The organism is Bacillus sp. H1a, from assembly GCF_000633475.1.
Classification (GTDB): Bacteria; Bacillota; Bacilli; order Bacillales; family Bacillaceae_G; genus Bacillus_A; species Bacillus_A paramycoides.
Genome location: NZ_AYMH01000022.1, coordinates 18,302 through 35,718 on the forward strand (window position 1 = coordinate 18,302; position 17,417 = coordinate 35,718).

The 17,417-nt window shown below is 33.9% G+C and carries 18 protein-coding genes and 1 pseudogene; 5 read left to right on the forward strand and 14 right to left on the reverse strand.

Translation table 11 applies throughout. The features are described from left to right. Positions 1 to 381: 381 nt before the first annotated feature. The gene (locus U860_RS0111265) at positions 382 to 987 is read left to right on the forward strand and encodes a hypothetical protein (protein ID WP_025148611.1); all 606 of its coding nucleotides are present in this window, start codon (positions 382 to 384) and stop codon (positions 985 to 987) included. A 266-nt stretch (positions 988 to 1,253) separates the two neighbouring features. On the opposite strand, the gene U860_RS0111270 is transcribed toward U860_RS0111265, so the two are convergent. The 6 genes from U860_RS0111270 to U860_RS0111295 form a co-directional block, all read right to left on the reverse strand. Continuing rightward, the gene (locus U860_RS0111270) at positions 1,254 to 1,652 is read right to left on the reverse strand and encodes a DUF1259 domain-containing protein (RefSeq protein WP_025148612.1); all 399 of its coding nucleotides are present in this window, start codon (positions 1,650 to 1,652) and stop codon (positions 1,254 to 1,256) included. A 508-nt stretch (positions 1,653 to 2,160) separates the two neighbouring features. After that, a complete protein-coding gene (locus U860_RS0111275) occupies positions 2,161 to 2,790 on the reverse strand; it encodes a LysE family translocator (protein ID WP_000274249.1) in 630 nt (209 codons plus the stop codon). A 209-nt stretch (positions 2,791 to 2,999) separates the two neighbouring features. Beyond that, positions 3,000 to 3,215: a hypothetical protein gene (locus tag U860_RS0111280; protein ID WP_025148613.1), complete on the reverse strand. Its 216-nt coding sequence runs from the start codon at positions 3,213 to 3,215 to the stop codon at positions 3,000 to 3,002. Between the two features lie 301 nt (positions 3,216 to 3,516). Beyond that, positions 3,517 to 4,161, reverse strand: a complete 645-nt coding sequence (locus tag U860_RS0111285; RefSeq protein ID WP_025148614.1) for a class I SAM-dependent methyltransferase — start codon at positions 4,159 to 4,161, stop codon at positions 3,517 to 3,519. Between the two features lie 132 nt (positions 4,162 to 4,293). Further along, positions 4,294 to 5,289 (reverse strand): D-cysteine desulfhydrase, encoded by a 996-nt coding sequence (locus U860_RS0111290; RefSeq protein WP_025148615.1) that lies wholly within the window; start codon positions 5,287 to 5,289, stop codon positions 4,294 to 4,296. A gap of 268 nt (positions 5,290 to 5,557) precedes the next feature. Beyond that, the gene (locus U860_RS0111295) at positions 5,558 to 6,478 is read right to left on the reverse strand and encodes a class I SAM-dependent methyltransferase (protein WP_081806686.1); all 921 of its coding nucleotides are present in this window, start codon (positions 6,476 to 6,478) and stop codon (positions 5,558 to 5,560) included. Positions 6,479 to 6,691: 213 nt separating this feature from the next. Between U860_RS0111295 and U860_RS0111300 the strand changes: the two genes are divergently transcribed. Both U860_RS0111300 and U860_RS0111305 read left to right on the forward strand, forming a co-directional pair. Beyond that, positions 6,692 to 7,273 carry an ATP-binding protein gene (locus tag U860_RS0111300; RefSeq protein ID WP_025148617.1) on the forward strand — a complete coding sequence of 194 codons (582 nt, stop codon included), beginning with the start codon at positions 6,692 to 6,694 and terminating at the stop codon, positions 7,271 to 7,273. Positions 7,274 to 7,423: 150 nt separating this feature from the next. Further along, positions 7,424 to 8,542: an LPXTG cell wall anchor domain-containing protein gene (locus U860_RS0111305; protein WP_025148618.1), complete on the forward strand. Its 1,119-nt coding sequence runs from the start codon at positions 7,424 to 7,426 to the stop codon at positions 8,540 to 8,542. Between the two features lie 85 nt (positions 8,543 to 8,627). Here U860_RS0111305 and U860_RS0111310 read toward each other — a convergent pair whose 3' ends face one another. After that, complete coding sequence (locus U860_RS0111310; protein WP_025148619.1) at positions 8,628 to 9,299, reverse strand: ABC transporter ATP-binding protein; 672 nt, start codon at positions 9,297 to 9,299, stop codon at positions 8,628 to 8,630. Beyond that, on the reverse strand, positions 9,299 to 10,363 hold the full coding sequence (locus U860_RS0111315) for an ABC transporter permease (RefSeq protein WP_025148620.1): 1,065 nt from the start codon (positions 10,361 to 10,363) through the stop codon (positions 9,299 to 9,301). The genes U860_RS0111310 and U860_RS0111315 overlap by 1 nt, the downstream gene beginning before the upstream one ends. A gap of 184 nt (positions 10,364 to 10,547) precedes the next feature. Here U860_RS0111315 and U860_RS0111320 point away from each other — a divergent pair, with 184 nt between their 5' ends. Further along, positions 10,548 to 11,171 (forward strand): winged helix-turn-helix domain-containing protein, encoded by a 624-nt coding sequence (locus U860_RS0111320; protein ID WP_025148621.1) that lies wholly within the window; start codon positions 10,548 to 10,550, stop codon positions 11,169 to 11,171. Positions 11,172 to 11,240: 69 nt separating this feature from the next. Continuing rightward, entirely contained in the window at positions 11,241 to 12,500 is a 1,260-nt protein-coding gene (locus U860_RS0111325) for an MFS transporter (RefSeq protein WP_025148622.1), read from the forward strand. 227 nt (positions 12,501 to 12,727) lie between these two features. On the opposite strand, the gene U860_RS0111330 is transcribed toward U860_RS0111325, so the two are convergent. The 6 genes and pseudogenes from U860_RS0111330 to U860_RS0111355 all read right to left on the reverse strand — a co-directional run bounded on the left by U860_RS0111330 (position 12,728) and on the right by U860_RS0111355 (position 17,368). Beyond that, complete coding sequence (locus U860_RS0111330) at positions 12,728 to 13,198, reverse strand: DinB family protein (protein WP_025148623.1); 471 nt, start codon at positions 13,196 to 13,198, stop codon at positions 12,728 to 12,730. A 267-nt stretch (positions 13,199 to 13,465) separates the two neighbouring features. Continuing rightward, complete coding sequence (locus U860_RS0111335) at positions 13,466 to 14,842, reverse strand: HAMP domain-containing sensor histidine kinase (RefSeq protein WP_002172628.1); 1,377 nt, start codon at positions 14,840 to 14,842, stop codon at positions 13,466 to 13,468. A 1-nt stretch (position 14,843) separates the two neighbouring features. Next, positions 14,844 to 15,521, reverse strand: coding sequence for a response regulator transcription factor (locus U860_RS0111340; protein WP_025148624.1), 678 nt, complete (start codon positions 15,519 to 15,521; stop codon positions 14,844 to 14,846). Positions 15,522 to 15,784: 263 nt separating this feature from the next. Further along, positions 15,785 to 16,393 carry a CPBP family intramembrane glutamic endopeptidase gene (locus tag U860_RS0111345; RefSeq protein ID WP_025148625.1) on the reverse strand — a complete coding sequence of 203 codons (609 nt, stop codon included), beginning with the start codon at positions 16,391 to 16,393 and terminating at the stop codon, positions 15,785 to 15,787. A gap of 227 nt (positions 16,394 to 16,620) precedes the next feature. Next, positions 16,621 to 16,975 (reverse strand): annotated as a pseudogene (locus U860_RS36345) (leucine-rich repeat domain-containing protein); the annotation flags it as partial. Between the two features lie 15 nt (positions 16,976 to 16,990). Then, entirely contained in the window at positions 16,991 to 17,368 is a 378-nt protein-coding gene (locus tag U860_RS0111355) for an enoyl-CoA hydratase (protein ID WP_002172632.1), read from the reverse strand. Between the last annotated feature and the right edge of the window lie 49 nt (positions 17,369 to 17,417).

Sequence of the window (17,417 nt, forward strand, 5' to 3'; positions counted from 1 at the left end):
ACATTTTAATATCTTTTTTATTGATTAAACCTTTATAAACATTTAAATAAGATTTTGAATGAATATTTAAACACGTTTGTTAACCAAAATTAAATTAGGCTGAAATAAATAAAAGGAGCAACTGAACATACCCTTCTAAAATAAAGTGAAACTTTAATTAGTGGGAGTTTTACAGGCAGCCCCCCATCTAGCTGCTTTGCTTTCGCTGAATTTTGAGGTGGAGGTGTCTTACTGCCCGCAAATAGCGGGATAAATCAACAAGACCACACACCCATTCCTTTAAATACGGGCTTGTAAATCTAGTTATGTAACCATCCATAAAAAGGAATTTTACATAGGCTAAGTCTAACATTACATTTTTAAAGTGAGGGGAATAAGCTTATGAGCCAATATTGGTATTTGAATTCACAGGGAAACGGGGAGCAATATAGTAACCAAATTTCAACGTCAGCATTATATTTACAGCCCCAAATAACTAAAGCTGAGGGAATGAATGGTCTGAAGATTCCTGAGGATTGGAGTTATCGAGTCTATCCATTTGGTTGGGATTCACCAACCAATTATACGGGTTTCAATCCCCAGCCCCCTCCCTTCTCTTTAGGTCAGCCAATTCATTATGCAGGGATGATGCCCCAAGGACATCCTGCTAATTGGACTCCATTACCAGGCCATGCAGGTTTTAATTTTCAAAAACCTCCCTTTCCTTGGGCCCAACCATTCAATCATACAGGGATGTTCGCACAAGGTCATCTTGCCGCTTTACTATCGCCACCAGCCAAAGCTTTTAATTTTAATACCAATAATAACTGGGGTATTTTTGGAAATCCTCCAGGATGGGGAGGACAGGTAAGTCCCATGGGATGGGGGAATAACGGAGGTAACGGTCAGCCCGGAATGCTTGGAAACTTACTGACAGTAGGAAAAGGCACCATGAATGGAATCGGAATGCTTAGTAGTCTAATCGGTATGGGAAAGTTCTTTTTTTAGTTAATTAGAACAGGCGGATAGGTCCATAGCCCAGAATAAAAAAACATTTCCTTTTCCATTGATTTAATCTTCTCAAACATGCCCCTCAATGTATTTATTGTATGCTTCCCATACTCCCTCCAAGTTCGTTCCCTCGTCTTTCAAATTATAAAAACATCAAGAAAAGACATTCCAAATATGGAACGTCTTCTTTCACTGTATAAAACCATTCAACAATCTGAAATATTCTAATCAACATACTTCACTCATTTAACGAAAGATACTTGTTAATTGCATAAAGCTCTTCTAACTTTCCTTGCGAAACTTAGCGGATCATCAACGTCTTCGATATTAACGTAAATTAAATTTGGATCATCACATAACCACTCATTGTGTATAGACGAAACAATTATTCCTTGTTTAATAATTGTAGCAACAAATTCAGTAACTTCCTTTTGTAAGAGTGCTACCCGGCCTAGACATAATGCCCGTCCAGTTTTATTATCTCTTGATTCGAATGAGAAGGAAGTTGTTACTCTAAAACGTTTTCCTAAGATTGTTGCTTGTATTTCATCCCGATTTATTGTTGCCACGCATTTTCCACCGGCGAATCCTTTTTGGCCGCCGATAATTCTTGCAAACTGTTGACAAATTGATTCCTCATTAATCGCCATACCTTTAATCATCCCCCCTTTTACTGTTAGGTTATGAATTCATACATAGGTCTGAAACGGTAATGAATCTATTCTGTTACAAAAAAGATGATGGCAATCTAACAAAATCTATTAGCTCAATCATTCTTGATCATATGAATTGTTACCGGAGTTTAAATGATGCAGAATTTTTTGTTATGAGATGTTTTTCCTTTTTAGCTTGATGGGTATGGGGTGCTACTCCATCGCTATTAAGTTAAGAAACACATTCTTCCCCAAATGTTCAGTTGAAAAATGTCTTAGACTGCATGTAGTTGGTATAACTAGATTCCTCTATTCTTGTTTTCTAAATGTAATACTGAAAAGATTTGACCTTATCATTGGAGGGCACATAGATCATGAACTATGAAATAAATTTTTAGATAAACCAAAATAACAAGCAAAAGCCCCTTCAAATTTGAAGGGGCTTTTTAGTATATAGAAATTAGCTTAAATCAAAGATAACATCTCTTGAAAGGGGGCATTTTTATATTATTCAGGTTTATTGAGGAGCCTTCGTTTGAAGCAACTTTAACCCCATACCAATAAAAATCATTCCTGTTACTTTATTTAGAATCATTCCTACCTTTTGATTTCCTCTTAATTTTTTTGTGACATATGAAGAGAAATAAGCAACAAATAAACACCACAATAGTCCAGTTACTGTAAAAGTAATTCCTAAAATGATAAAAGGCATAGGACCTGAAGCCTTTGTATCTATAAATTGCGGAAGAAACGCAATAAAGAATAAAGAGACTTTTGGATTCGTAAGACTTGTTAAGAGTCCTTGTAAATATATCTTTCTAATGTTCAATTTATTGGATGAGGCTTGGAAAGCTACATTTGTCTTATCAAGTATCATTTTAATCCCTAAATATACAAGATAGATAACACCTATAACCTTAATGGTGTTAAATAACACAATGGATTTTGTAAGTATAATAGATAAACCAAAAGCAACCAATAACGTATGAACTAAAGAACCAGTAATAATACCAAAAACAGAATACACACCTGCTTTTCTACCTTGTGAAATACTTCTCCCCACAATATACATGGTGTCTGCGCCAGGAATTAGATTTAATAAAATCCCTGTTAGTAAAAACACTTCATAATTAATAATACCGTACATTCTAGCACCTCTATCTATTTTTTTGGTGCCCTTATTGATATTAAATTAAATAAAAGAAAAAGAAAAGTGTTTTCTATTTATTCAATAAAATCAGTGACTTTTTGATTTACAACCAATAATACTGATGGAGCATATCATTCGTATTGCGGACCCAAAACTCACTATTGAATAAGTAGAACCCCAGAAATCCAAAGGTCTCTGGGGCATCATTATATATCTATCTCTTTTTGTTTTTTGTTTTGTTTATGTCTATAAAGGAATTTTCGACCTGTTAGAGAAATCAGTAATAAAATCATTATTAGTACTAAAAATTGCATAAATGATAAATCAAAATATTTAGCACCTGTAACAATTAAAAGTGTAGAAATCGTACCTTTTACAATGAAAAAAATAATAATCCATAATCCGCCTTTTTTCCAGTTCATTTTTATTTTACCCTTTCTTACGTTTAAATTCTTAAAAGATTTAGTGATAGTCCTTGAAAGTGACATCTTAATAGAAATCTATTACATTAATAAAAAAGTCATGTCTAATTAAATGTGACGATTCTATAGTAAGTGAAAATGATATTCATTGTCAATTTTATTGACTATTTTAATTCCAATCGTCTCATACTGGAATGGTTTGAATAACTATTCTTTTCATCTCAATCTCTTTCCACTTTGTTTCTTCTGGGTAATGAGCTCTTGTCTTCTAACGAAAAACACCTCCATTAAATTTGCATACTTAGTATGCGAATTCAAGAGGTGTTTTTTGACATTTGATCATTATAAATTTAAATGGAGGTTTACTTTCCATATTTTTATGCGGCTCAACAATTTCCGTAGTTTCTATCAGTCCATATTTTCCAAAGTCTTGTTTTACCGAGTCAATATCATAGAAATACATTTTTACCCCTTCCATTATCTCGAAGTAGTCTTTCCCCAGTTGTTTACCCTTCCCAAACATTGGGGCATCTTTTGAAATAGTAGTAAAAATCATATATCCGTTTGGTTTTAGTTGACTATAGCAATCTTGAATAAACTCCTCTCTCTCATCCTTATTCAATAAATGAATAAGTGCATAACAAAATATACCGTCATACAGTTTGTTATCAAAAGGCATATCCGTAACTGAACCATGGAAGAAATCAGCATTAAGCTCATTTTGTCTTGCCAATTCAATCGCCGTTTTTGAAATTTCAATACCTGTTACATGTATTCCGTTATCAATAAAAACCTTTGCATTTCTGCCATATCCAATACCAGGAATCAATATATCCTTCACTTTCTTTTCAAGGAAAAAGTCCTTCGTCAAAATTGCGGAATCTGAAGCTTCAAATCCCCACATCATTTGATTTTCTATAAAACTTGCTTCCCAAAATTCTGTCATACATCAATCTCCTTCATATATATCGTTGTTTACCGTTGAATGTTGAAAAATCATCGCATATTCACGAAATTGTATCAAATTTCAACATTAATTCAAAACAAAAAGCATTGGGTATCCAATGCTTTTTCACACTTACGCAAATAAAGACGTATTCGCATATAAAGCTGGTGAACCACCTGAATGCACGAATAAAATGTTGTCTTCTTTATTAAATTTACCTTTTCTAATTAAGTCGATTAATCCCGCTACTGCTTTACCTGTATACACTGGATCAAGTAAAATACCTTCTGTTTTCGCAAGTAACTGAACTGCTTCAACCATTTCTGGCGTTGGTAACGCGTAACCTGGTCCTACATATTCATCAAAACATGTAACTGCTTCGCGCGGAATAAAGTTTGGAATACCAACGTGAGCTGAAGTTTCATCTACAAGTTTTGCTACTTTCTCTTCTTGTTCCGCTTTTCCTCTACTTACGTTTATTCCGATTACAGGGATGTTACTTTGTGTTCCAGAAAAACCAGTAATTAAACCTGCATGCATACCAGCACTACCACTTACGCAAACAACTGAACTGAAATCAATCCCTTGATTAAATGATTGTGCCATAATTTCTTGCGCACAAGCAACGTATCCCATTGCACCAGTAGGATTTGATCCACCAACTGGTATTACATATGGTGTATTACCTTTTTCACTTACTTCTTTCGCTACTTTATGCATCTCTTCCATAAGGTCTGCTCCGTTTGGTACAACAATTACGTTTTCAGCACCTAGTAAGTGATATAAGAAATAGTTTCCGTTAAAGTCTGGCTTTTCTTCTGGCTCAAGCCCTTCTTCTAATACAAGGATACATTTCATTTTTTCTTTTACCGCAGCTGCAAGTGTTAGACGGCAATGGTTTGACTGGATGCCACCTGCTGTAATTAACGTATCTGCACCTTTTTCCTGTGCATCCGCAACTAAAAATTCTAACTTTCTCGTCTTATTACCGCCTGCTGTTAAACCAAGTAAATCATCTCGTTTAAAATAAATAGTCGGTCCACCAAGTGCTTCAGAAAAATTGTTTAACTTTTCAATTGGTGTATATGATTCTGTATATTTTTTTCTCGGGAATTTAGCTAAATTCATCAATAACGCTCCTTTTATACTCTTTCACAGTAAATGTAACCATACTATTATTACATGGAAAAATGATGAAGTCACCTTTCCTGTTTAAAAATATATCGTTCGTAGCTTGAAATATATCAACGATTTTCTCAATATATCGTTCGTAACTCGAAATATATCAACGTTTTTCTTAATATATCGATTTATCGACAATAAACGACAAACAGAAACCAATTTCTCATCAATCAAAAAGAGACATAGAGATTTCTCTCCATGCCTACTTAGTTTTCTACCTCTTCACCGCATGAACATAATGCACCGTCTCAAAAGCTTCTAAATAATCGTTTCGTCCCTCAAAATATAATTTATTAATGTCCTCTGGTGATAAGTGCTCATAAATGAGTAAGCCCGATTTCTCTAACAGTGCTTCCATTTCTCCGTAAGAAAAACATGATTTCATCGGCTCTCCGCCTACCCCTGCCATTTTCACCATGTTTTCAACTCGATTGGACAACCCTTTTTCCGTAAATAAGTTTTCATCAGGGTAATCGAAAACGATAGAACTCCCTGCTGGAACCATCGCAAATAAACAGTCTATTAAACTAGAAAGTTCCTCTTTCGTTAAGTAATAAGCAACACCTAAAAGACTAAAGAAAGTCTTCTTATTTTCAAATCCTTCATTTACTAATTCTTGCTTAGAGAAGCCCTTAGTGAAATCCATCGAAACAAAATGAAGATTATTTGGAACTTCAAGTTCTGCTTCTTTCACTCTTTGCTTCTTAAACTCCTGCGTAGAAGGATGATCCACTTCAAATATCTCAATACTGTTTTCTAATTCTCGGTGTCTGAAACTGAAAGTGTCCAGCCCTGCACCAAGTATGACGTATTGTTTTGCTCCTAGTGTAACTTCATGTAACAATACTCTTTCACAATATGCCGCACGTGCCAAAGGTGTTGGTGACAACTGAACTTGTGTAATCCATTTTAATATTTCTTTCGGATTGTCTCGAAACCGCTCTGCAATGTCTTTGTTGAAAAAATGTATCCCTTGAACCATGTTCATTTCAATATCATTACGTTCTTTTTTTGAAATTAAATCTTTAGCTACATAATCATCAAAAATTTTAGGGGTATCAAACTCACTATGATACGCCCTTCCGAAAGCTGATACTAACGACGTTATACTTGCTTCACCTTTTTTCACACACATACACTCCTTCATTTTCACAACAAAAATAGGGTTCCCCTGGCCAGGAGAACCCTATTATACACCTTATTTTTATATTGGTAAATTATAGCATAAATAAGTTTTTTTGTCAACTTTTCAGCCCGCCACCACTCCAACAATTTGCATATTCTCTAGCAGGAAGATTACATCCTACACAGAATATTCCTGTTTATAACAATATAAATGGAGGCCATTATGAAAAGATTAGTCATTATTACAGTAGGAAAAACACACAGCGGGAAAACTACATTTGCAAGAGAACTAGAAAAAGAGTTACCTAACTCTTTCGTTATGGATCAAGACAACCAAGCTGAATTTATTAACACATATTATGAAAAATTGCAGCCAATAGAAGGACCGAATACATTGAAGCATGGTCTTTCAAAATTCATTGCTGATTATGCAAAAGAGTATACAAATTTACACCTTATTATTTGCAACTCAAATAGAAGCCGAAATGGAAGAATGTATTTGCTGAATGAATTGTTTAGGAAAGAAGAATATGTGCGCATATTAATTCATTTTGCTATTCCAGATGATGTACTTTATGAAAGAGTGAATCGAAGCAAACGAAATACAAATATTTTTAGAGGTAACTATTCCAGTTTCAAAGAAGTGCTTAATCGTCAACAGGATGAATCACTGCATGAGGATGTAGTAGATCCTGTTGAAAATGAAGCCGATTATTTGTTTGTTATTCGCAATAGTAAGGATGTAAACTCTACTATAGAAGAAATTGTTCATCTTGCTGAAGATTTGTCCCCTGCCTCAAAATAATAGATTTAAAAAATTAGATAATCATAGATTATTATGCAAATACTTCCTCTTGGCGTCGCACATGGTATATAATGATAAAATAATCTACTTCTATATGCTCAAGTTTACACAAAATAGCTCACGCATATGAAAGAAAAGAGGTACAAAAATATGAAGACAAAACAAACGATTGCTGCGTCTACACTAGCTTTAGCAATGATTGCTGGCTCTAACTCAGCTCATGCGGAAGTAAATGATACTACTGCTCAGCAAAGTACTGGAGATCGATTAGCTGAAATTAAGCAACATAGAGAAGAATTAGATGCAAAACTTCAGCAACACAAAGAAAATGTGGATCAAACGTTAAATGAACTTAACCAAGTTAAGAAAAATGCTGATGAAAAAGTAAACGAAATTAAGCAGCATAAACAAGTTGCTGAGGAAAAAATCGGCGAAATTAAACAACATAAACAAGAGTTAGATGCAAAACTTCAGCAAGACAAACAAATCGCCGATGAGAAAATCGCTGAAATTAAAGAGCATAAAAAACAAGTAGATGACAAAGTTGCTGAAATTAAAGAGCATAAGCAAAATATCGATGAAAAGGTTAATGAACTTAAAGATCATAAACAAACAGTCGATGAAAAAGTGAATGAAATTAAGCAGCATAAAGAGAACATCGATCAGAAGGTTAATGAACTTAAGGAAGTAAAAAAACAGGTAGATGAAAAATTAGCTGAGTTAAAGAAAGCGAAACAAACTGCTGAGGAGAAACTTGCTGAGCTAAAAGAAAATAAGCCAAATACCGGTAACACGTTAGAGGAACTTAAGAAAATCAAACAAAATTTAGATAGTCTTTCATCTAACTTAGAACTAGCTAAACAAGATGTAAAAAATAAACTAGCTGAGTTACAAGAGGCTAGACAGAACTTAATAAATAAATTGAACGAAATTAAACAAGCGAAACAAACTGTTTCAGATGATTTAACAAAGAAAAAACAAGACTTAGATATTAAAATAAACGATTTTAAACATACTGAGAAAAAAATTGACGACAAATTAGCTGAGTTACATGCAACGAAGCAAAATGTAGATAAAAAAATTAATGAAGTATCACAATCGAAACAAACAGAGACAAATACTGGTACTACAAATGCAAACAATAACGCTAGAGAACTTCCTAAAGCTGGTAGTGAACAATCAAGTAACGTGCCACTAGGAATGTTATCCATCATTGGTGGACTTTTATTATTAACACGCAATAAAATTAAAATGTTTTTCTCAAAATAAAGCAATTATAACTATTTTAAAATAATCTATGAAAATGACAACCGCGCATATATGTACGGTTGTCATTTTTTCTTTGTATTAACTTTTATATTAACTGTCCATCTCTAAGCGTCAATATACGATCACATACATCAAGCATTCTTTCATCATGCGTAATCATAATTGCTGCTTTTTGACTTTCTTTCACTTCACGTTTCATCATTTCAACGACTTCACGTGCGCGTTTTGAGTCTAAGCTTGCAGTTGGTTCATCAGCTAATATTAAATCTGGGTTGTTCATGAAAGCACGAGCGATTGCTACCCTTTGTTTTTCTCCACCAGATAGTTGATTTGGATAATGATTTTTTCTTTCCGCTAATCCAAATGCCGCTAGTAAGTGATCCGCACGTTTTTCAGATTCTTTTTTGTTTTCTTTTTTTAGTTTTGCAATGTAAAGCAGTTGTTCTTTTACATTTAAATATGGAACAAGATTTGCGAACTGGAAAATGAAGCCGATTTTTTTCAAACGAATGTCTGTCATTTCCTTTTCTGATAACTTCGTAATATTTTGCTCACGAATGTAAATATCCCCTTTTGAAGGTGATAGTAATGCACCCGCGATTGATAATAATGTACTTTTTCCTGATCCAGAAGGACCAACGATTCCGATAAACTCTCCAGCTTTCACATCAAGCGACATCGGATGAAGGGCTGTTACTTCAGTATTCCCTTCTCCGTATACTTTACTTACTTTGTCTAATTTTAATAATGAAGTCATTACATCCCGCCTCCAATTGCTTCTAATGCATCAACTTTTAATACTTGATATAACGAAATAAGTGTTCCTAAAATACTAATTACGATAAAGATTGCTGCATATTGTGCAATCATCGGTGTTGTTAATAAGAACGGCATACCCGCTGGTAAAATTGTTTCTAATCCTTGTACAAGAACAATACTGATTACCATCGCAACAACTGATAAGAATAACGCCTGCACGACTAAGCTATTTGCTAAATAAGAATTTTTCGTACCGATTGCTTTTAATACACCTAATTGCTGTGTTTTTTGTAGTGTAATTACGTAGAAGAATACACCGATTAGTAACGCAGCGATAACAAGTAAGAATGCAATGATCATCGTTAATGTTCCTTGCTCTTCTTTAAATCCTGGAATGCTTTGTAATACTTCTTTTTTGTCGATAACATGTGCATTTTTAATTTCTTTATCTGTATTAAGCGCAATTGCACTATAATCTTTTTGGTTTGGTTGTGCGATATTTCCCCATACATCTTCATTTACATAAACGACTGGTGTATGGCTAAACATTTGATCTTTCGTAAATCCAACGATTTTAAATTCTTTCTTTGAAACAGGATCGATAATTGTATCCCCAATATCGACTCCTTTTTCTTTAATTGATTCGTCAGCAACCATTTCGTTATTTGCTGTACCTAATTTCTCACCTTTTACAATTTTCGGTTCTAAAAATGAATCACGTTCACTTGAGAAAATAGCGACATCAACTTTTTTCGAGCTATCTTTCTTTTCATAAGTTGAAACTTTCACGCGAAACGGAACTGCCTCTTTCTCGCCTGCTTGATTTACTACGTTATCTACATCTTCTTTCTTAATTTGTGAACGAAGTAATTTATTTTCCGCATCATCTGCTAATACAAACTTATTCGCATCCATACTTTGAATTGACGATGCATTATCATACGACAACCCATTTGCTAATCCTGAAATTACAAGGACTAAAAATGATAATAACACCATAATAAGTCCGATTAATCCGTATCTTAATTTTGATTGTTTTAATTCACGCAGAGCTAAAAACATTTCGCTCGCTCCTTCCTCTTTCTTTCTATGCACTTATAATAAAAAAGAAATATGAACGGAATATGAACAGAAGATTACAGAGTGAAAATTAAATTTTCAGAAAGTATTGAAAACAAATGGAATCCTTGATACAATTCAGTCAAATAATATTGACCGAGTAATTTAATTTGAGGAGTTGATCATTTTGAAGCCCATGTTAACACTAACTACTTATAGCCAACTAAAAGCAATAAGCGATCCACTACGTGTCGAAATGATGATGCGTCTATGCGAACGTCCTTATACAGGACAACTACTATCTGAGAAATTCGGCATTCCAAGGGCGAAAATTCATTATCATTTAAAAGAATTAGAAAAGAATGGTTTTATAGAGATTGTTTATACAGAAGAAAAGAATGGCATCGTTCAAAAGTTTTATCAATCTGTCGCTAGAGGCTTCACCCCTGCCGCGGACCTATTACCTCATTTAGAAATATTAAGCGAATCAGGTCGCCAAATCTTTTTACAAATGACAGAAAGAACGAAAAGCCATATTCTCGCTGCACCAGAAGAAGCTTTTACATTACGAAAAGTAAGCGAAGATCCAGCTGAGTGGAATTACGTTTCATCCTGCTGGGAGTTTGATGCCACGCCAGAACAATTTCAAGTGTGGGTGAAAAAGTTTTATGAATTGATGGCTGAATTAAACGAGATCGCAAAAGACGTGGATAAAGATCCAAATAGTAAATCTTATTACATTTCTACTACTGCACTACAAATCGACGAACGAGCAATGCAGCGATTTGTTAAAAAAGAAGAAAAATCGTAATACGATTTTTTTTACACTAACGGTCAAATTTATTTTACCGAATAAATTTATTATAAAGGAGTAGATAAAGTGGACGTATTAAAGAACCGGAATTTCCTCTTACTATTTTTAGGGAGAATTTTTACAAACATAGGAGATAGCTTGTATTATGTAGCCGCGATGTGGCTCGTATATAAACTGAGTGGCAATCCTTTTTATTCTGGATTGGCTGGTTTCCTTACGTTATTACCTTCTGCATTACAATTTCTTACCGGTCCATTCGTTGATAGATGGTCAATAAAAAACACCCTCGTAATCACACAAGTTTTGCAATGCATCCTTATATTAATCATTCCTATTACACACTACTTCGATCTACTAACAGTTCAATTACTACTCATCATTATGCCCATCGTATCCTTTATCGAACAATTCGCCTATCCCGCACAATCGAAAGCTTTACCACTTCTACTGAATAAAACACAATTATTAAAAGGAAATTCACTCTTCTCATTTGCTTATCAAGGAATTGATTTAATTTGTACAACTCTTTCTGGAATATTAGTAGCACTACTTGGCGCAATTACTTTATATGTAATCGACTCCTTTACATTCGCGATTACTGCCCTTTTATTTATTTCATTAAAAATGCCGAAACAAACTGAAGCCAGCACATCACTTTCACCTAAACAATATTTCTCTGAATTAAAAGAAGGCTTTTCAATCGTCTTTCGTTCTTTAATGAGAGTATTCCTAATCGGTTCAGTTGTTGCCAATTTTTCTATCGGTATGACGATGGCAATACTCCCTTCTTTCGCTGATTCTTTAGGAGGCGTGAAATCATATGGCTTCTTCTTAGCTGCTATATCAGCAGGTAGTCTCATCGGTGCATTATTCAGTTCATGGGTCGGCAAACGTAATGTTGGCCGTGTCTCCATTATTAGCTTTGCGACTGGCGCTGTTTTTTGGTTTCTCTCTACAATCGTACCGTTTCAATGGCTGTCTATTTTCTTATTCGGCCTAGCTTGGATTCCAATTGGTGCCACCAACATATTATTTGCGACAATTAGTCAAATTGTAATTCCAAATCAATATATTGGACGCATCAATTCAGTCATGCGAAGTATGGGTACAATCGCTATGCCATTTGGTTCTTTAATTGGTGGATACACCGCAAATATATTTAGTAGCCAACTCATTTTCGCACTCGCTAGCATCGGGATTTTATTTATTTCTCTCGTATGGCTACTTCATCCGAAATTACGTTCATTACCGAAAGCTAATGAAATTACGGCGGATACTTTTGGGGTTCGGTTTAAGGAAGAACGTGGGAGAGGTGCGGCTTTATAGCGGAAAGACAATATTATCTAAGCAGTAATGTGTCGAGATAGTAAAATTATTTTATTTTAAAAGCTCAAACAAGCATAACCCCGTTCTAAATTTGGGACGGGGTTAAAAATATAGTTATTTAATTTTGGATGTAAGGTACTTCACTAGAAATATAGCAATAACGTCGTTTAAAAATCTAAGTTTTATTCAACAATAGCACCCTTTAATGGAATAACTAAAACGTTCAGTTAACGATTTGATGGCCAAGACCCCTGCATTTTCCTTAATTGAATAATTTGGCCTGTATGATAAGCATCATGAAGCATGATGTCCAGTAATTTACCCTCAAGTGAATTTTGTTCAAGCTCTTTTTCGGAAATTGCACTCAATACCTGTCTTAAATTACGTTGAGCATTTTCAGAACGTTCAACGACTTTCTTCCATTCCTTATCACCATTAGATTGATTGGTAAGATAAAAGGTTTCATCACCATCGAGATTATGTGTCCATTCACGGCCTTCCAAGTTTGCAGCAAGTCTCTCTTTGTAATAAATGAGATGATTAACGTTCTCCCAAATGGTTTTCGTTCCCTCTCCAGATGGTTTCCAGATAGCCTGTTCGGCTGTAAGTCCTTCTATAGCATGTTTAAACGGTGCATACCAACTCTCTTTATCGAATGTTGAATCTAGAACGTTTAACAACAAGTCAATTCGCTTCAAAGTAATCTCCTCCCTAAATAGTTAAAGTTTCAATAAAATCCTTATAACTCTGTAGGGATTCTACATTTTCAAATAAACTTCCTGCTAGTCTTATTCCCACAAACTGGCTCAATTATGGAATAGAATGACTCGCATTTTTCAAACAACTTTTTGTCACTTTACACGTAAGTGACAATATATCGGTGATTTTTCAAATATATCGACCAATCGAAAAAAATTAACAACAAAAAGAAGAGGCAGTTCCAAAAACAGCCTCTTTCTTTTCATTTATTTAGGAAGCTCAACCCGAACAGTCGTCCCTTCCCCCTTCGTACTATATACCGAAACCTTTCCATTATGCAGTTCAACGATTTTCTGTACGATGGATAATCCTAATCCGCTACCTTCTACGTTTCTTGCCCTTGCTGTATCTACTTTATAAAAACGATCAAATATACGGTCCATTTCTTCTTTTTCCATACCGATTCCGTTATCTGATATAGAGATCATTACGCTAGATTCTAATTCTTCTACAACAAATTCAACGGTCCCGCCATCGTTTGAAAACTTAATGCTATTCGTAAAAATATTGCTCCATACTTGATGAAGTAAGTTTTCATCGCCTTTTATGACGATGTCCGGCACGTCAAATTCAACGGCTATATCTTTCTCACGCCACTTCCATTCGAGCATAAAAATGACGTCTTTAATTTGCTTTTGTAGATGGAATTCTTTTATTTGTAGAACCTTTTCTTCTTTATCTAAAGAAGCTAGCGTCAGCAATTGTTTACAAAGACTAGACATTCGCTTACTTTCGCCCTCAATAATTTTCAAGTAACGTTTTCTTTCATCTTCACTCATATTCTCCGATTGTAACGTTTTCGAAAAACCTTGTATCGAAGAAAGTGGCGATTGGAATTCATGAGAAACGTTAGAAACGAACTCTTGTCTCATTTGGTCTAATTCTTTTATACTTTTCGTCATCTTTTGAAAGTTAGTTGCTAGCGTACCAATTTCATCTTTTCGATTTTCATCTAATTCGATATCATATTCACCACTTGCAATCTTTTTGGTAGCTTTCGTAAATGTTCGAATTGGACGAACGATATAACCTGCTGCAATCGCTATAAAAATGATACTTAATACAACGATAAAACCGAGTAGTACCGCTAGAAAAATTCTCATCTCACCAAATTGTTGCTGAATGTCAGGGCGGATGAATAAAGCATACTGTTTATCACCATGTTTTAATGGGACACCTACACTATTAATTAATTCATTATCGAAAAACCCTGTAATAAACAAGCGGGTTGGATATGTGGAAACGCCATTAAATGTTTCACCTTGCAATACTTTATGAACTGTATCATCACTAATAGTTATCTTACGAAACGCATTCCCAATACGCTTTCCATTCTTTTGATCATCTACAATATAAATTTCATATCCTAATTTCGCAATAGATTGTAAGTATGCCTCTTTATTTTCTTCACTTTGCTTTTCATATAATGATTTGACTTCTTCAGCATACTTTAAAATCTTTTCACTATTATAAGGCTTTAACTTCACTTGATAATATACATTCGTTAATAAAAAGCCAATTATACTACTAAGTAGCATAATGCCAACTGTCATAAAAACAAATCTAGAATACAGTGATTTCATCTTATTTCAACTCCAACTTATAACCGAGTCCACGTACTGTTTTAATTTGAAAATCATCTGTTCGTTTTGAGAAACGATCTCTAAGTCGTTTCACATGAACGTCAACTGTCCGTTCATCCCCTTCAAAGTCCATTCCCCACACTAACTCAATTAATTCTTCTCTCGAAAATGTTCTTCCAGGATAACTAGCAAGCTGCGATAATAATTCGAATTCCTTTAATGGAAGCAAAATCGTCTGACCGTTACACTTCACTTCAAATCCTTTTCGATCAATTGTCGTTCCGTGCAATGTAATAATGTCGGCACTAAGCATTTGATAACGACGCAATAAAGCTTTCATACGGAAAATTACTTCAGCTGGCTCAAATGGTTTTACAATATAATCGTCAGTACCAGAAATGAATCCTTTTTCTTTATCAACTAACTGATCTTTTGCAGTTAATAAAATAACAGGTATATCATGATACTTTCGAATTTCTTCGCATAACGTATAGCCATCAATAAACGGCATCATAATATCCACTATCGCAAGGTGAATATTTTCTTTCTCTAATATGGACTGTGCTACCTTTCCATCTTCAGCCTCAAAAACTTTAAACCCCTCTTTTTGTACATGGTAATGTAATAACTCTCTAATATGTTTGTCATCATCAGCTAATAAAATATGTATCATCTTCATTAAACCCTCTCTTGTTCATCCTTCTACATTCTTACATTAAGAAAGAATTGGACTTTTTGCAAGAAAAAGAAGGTTGTTTTTTTGACTAAACTGTATAACGATTGATATCACGCGGTATAAGGAGACGTTTTTGTATGCAGGAAGATGTGTATAAAGAATTCAGCGTGTTAGAAATTAAATGGTACAACCGTTAACATGTTGAAAAGCACATTAAAAAGACCTCAACCAAAAGTCGATTGAGGTCGAAATATCAGTAAACTAAGTTAGTTTTTAACCTTTATTAAATTATATTTAAATAAGAGTGTTATTCCTAAATTCATTAGAAAATGAACAACAAATGGTACTAAAATATTGTTTGTTTCAAAATATATCCAACCAAAAGTCAAACTCGGAACGCTTATATTTATTAACATTATAGGCTTTTTGAAGTATTGGACATGAAACCCTAAGAAAAATAAAGTAGTTGTAATAATTGCAATCCATTGATTCTCTATAAATATGTAAAGTACATTTTGAATAATTCCTCTAAACAAAAGTTCTTCAAATAACGCTCCTAAAAACATAAAAACAAACATACTTAACAGTGAATAATTTTGATAGCTCTTGTTTGTATCATCAATGTATTTCGAAGGAATATAACGTGTTAAAATTACACCAAACAAAAGTAGAGCACACGAAGTAATACAGATACTCATTATCATTCTAATCGGTTTATCAAATAATAGGAAATTTCGAATTGTGAGTACATCATAAAACATAAGAGTAAAAATGACAGCCACGCAAATAAATGTAAAAGAAGCGAATACTATAGCTGCATCTTTTGGGTTAAAATCCTTTTTTATTTTCTTGGTTTCTCCTTTTTTATTCCCCATATATTACCTTCTCCCCTGTGACACTATAATAACGAAAATACCTCATATTACGATTTTATCAGAAAATATATTATTTATAAATAATTGTTTCAAAAGCAACAATCTTTTCGTATTATCAATATTAAAAGAATGAATATTAATCGTATCTTTACGTTGCGTATATATAATTTATGTAGATAAAAATATGCCCCTTGTTAATTAGAAAGGGGCATAAGGTTTCATCGGTCTTATAAATCTCTATACTTATCTTGTAGCAATTTAAACTGTTCTTCATATTTTTTCAGTCTTTTCATATCAACTTTTGAATTTAAAAACTGTTTACGCTTCCCTATAACCATTATATCTTTATCATCAATTGGACTTGACAAATGAATAAATGGCTGGAAATATTCACATTGCGTATTCTTCTGTGGGAAACTGATTAGAAATTACTAATTGTTGAAGCTCTGTTAATTGAGAAACAGGCTCTAATGATTCATCTTTCGCATTAATATTTGATAAAAAGAGATACTTCAGATTACTTAGATGTTTTAGCGGTTCCAATGTATTTAACTTTAGCGTCTTCCAAATACCTCCTTTGATCCCTCAGCCTAATGATTAAAGAATTATTCCTGAAAAACTTCCCTTTAACACTTCTTTTTCAATTTGGTTCATACACGTAAACGCCGCAGTAATTTTTGTACGATTTTTTTCATCTGGTTCAAATTGTTCAATCATTACGTCACAACGAATCGTATCACCGCTAAAAACAGGACGTAAAAATTCAAAATCCATTTTACGAGCCAATACATTATAATCACCACCAACTTTTGTAGGCAGTGTTGATGTTAAAAGACCTTGTACAACAAATCGCCCTTGTTCATCTGGTGTAACATGATGAATTCCCTCATCCTTAGATACCTCCGTAAATAAGACAACATCTTCTTTTGTAAAAGTTCTCTCAAAGGTTATTTTTTCGCCTACTTGTAATGCCATCAATCTTCCTCCTCAAAAATATTCTCGAATACACAGTTAACTAAAATAA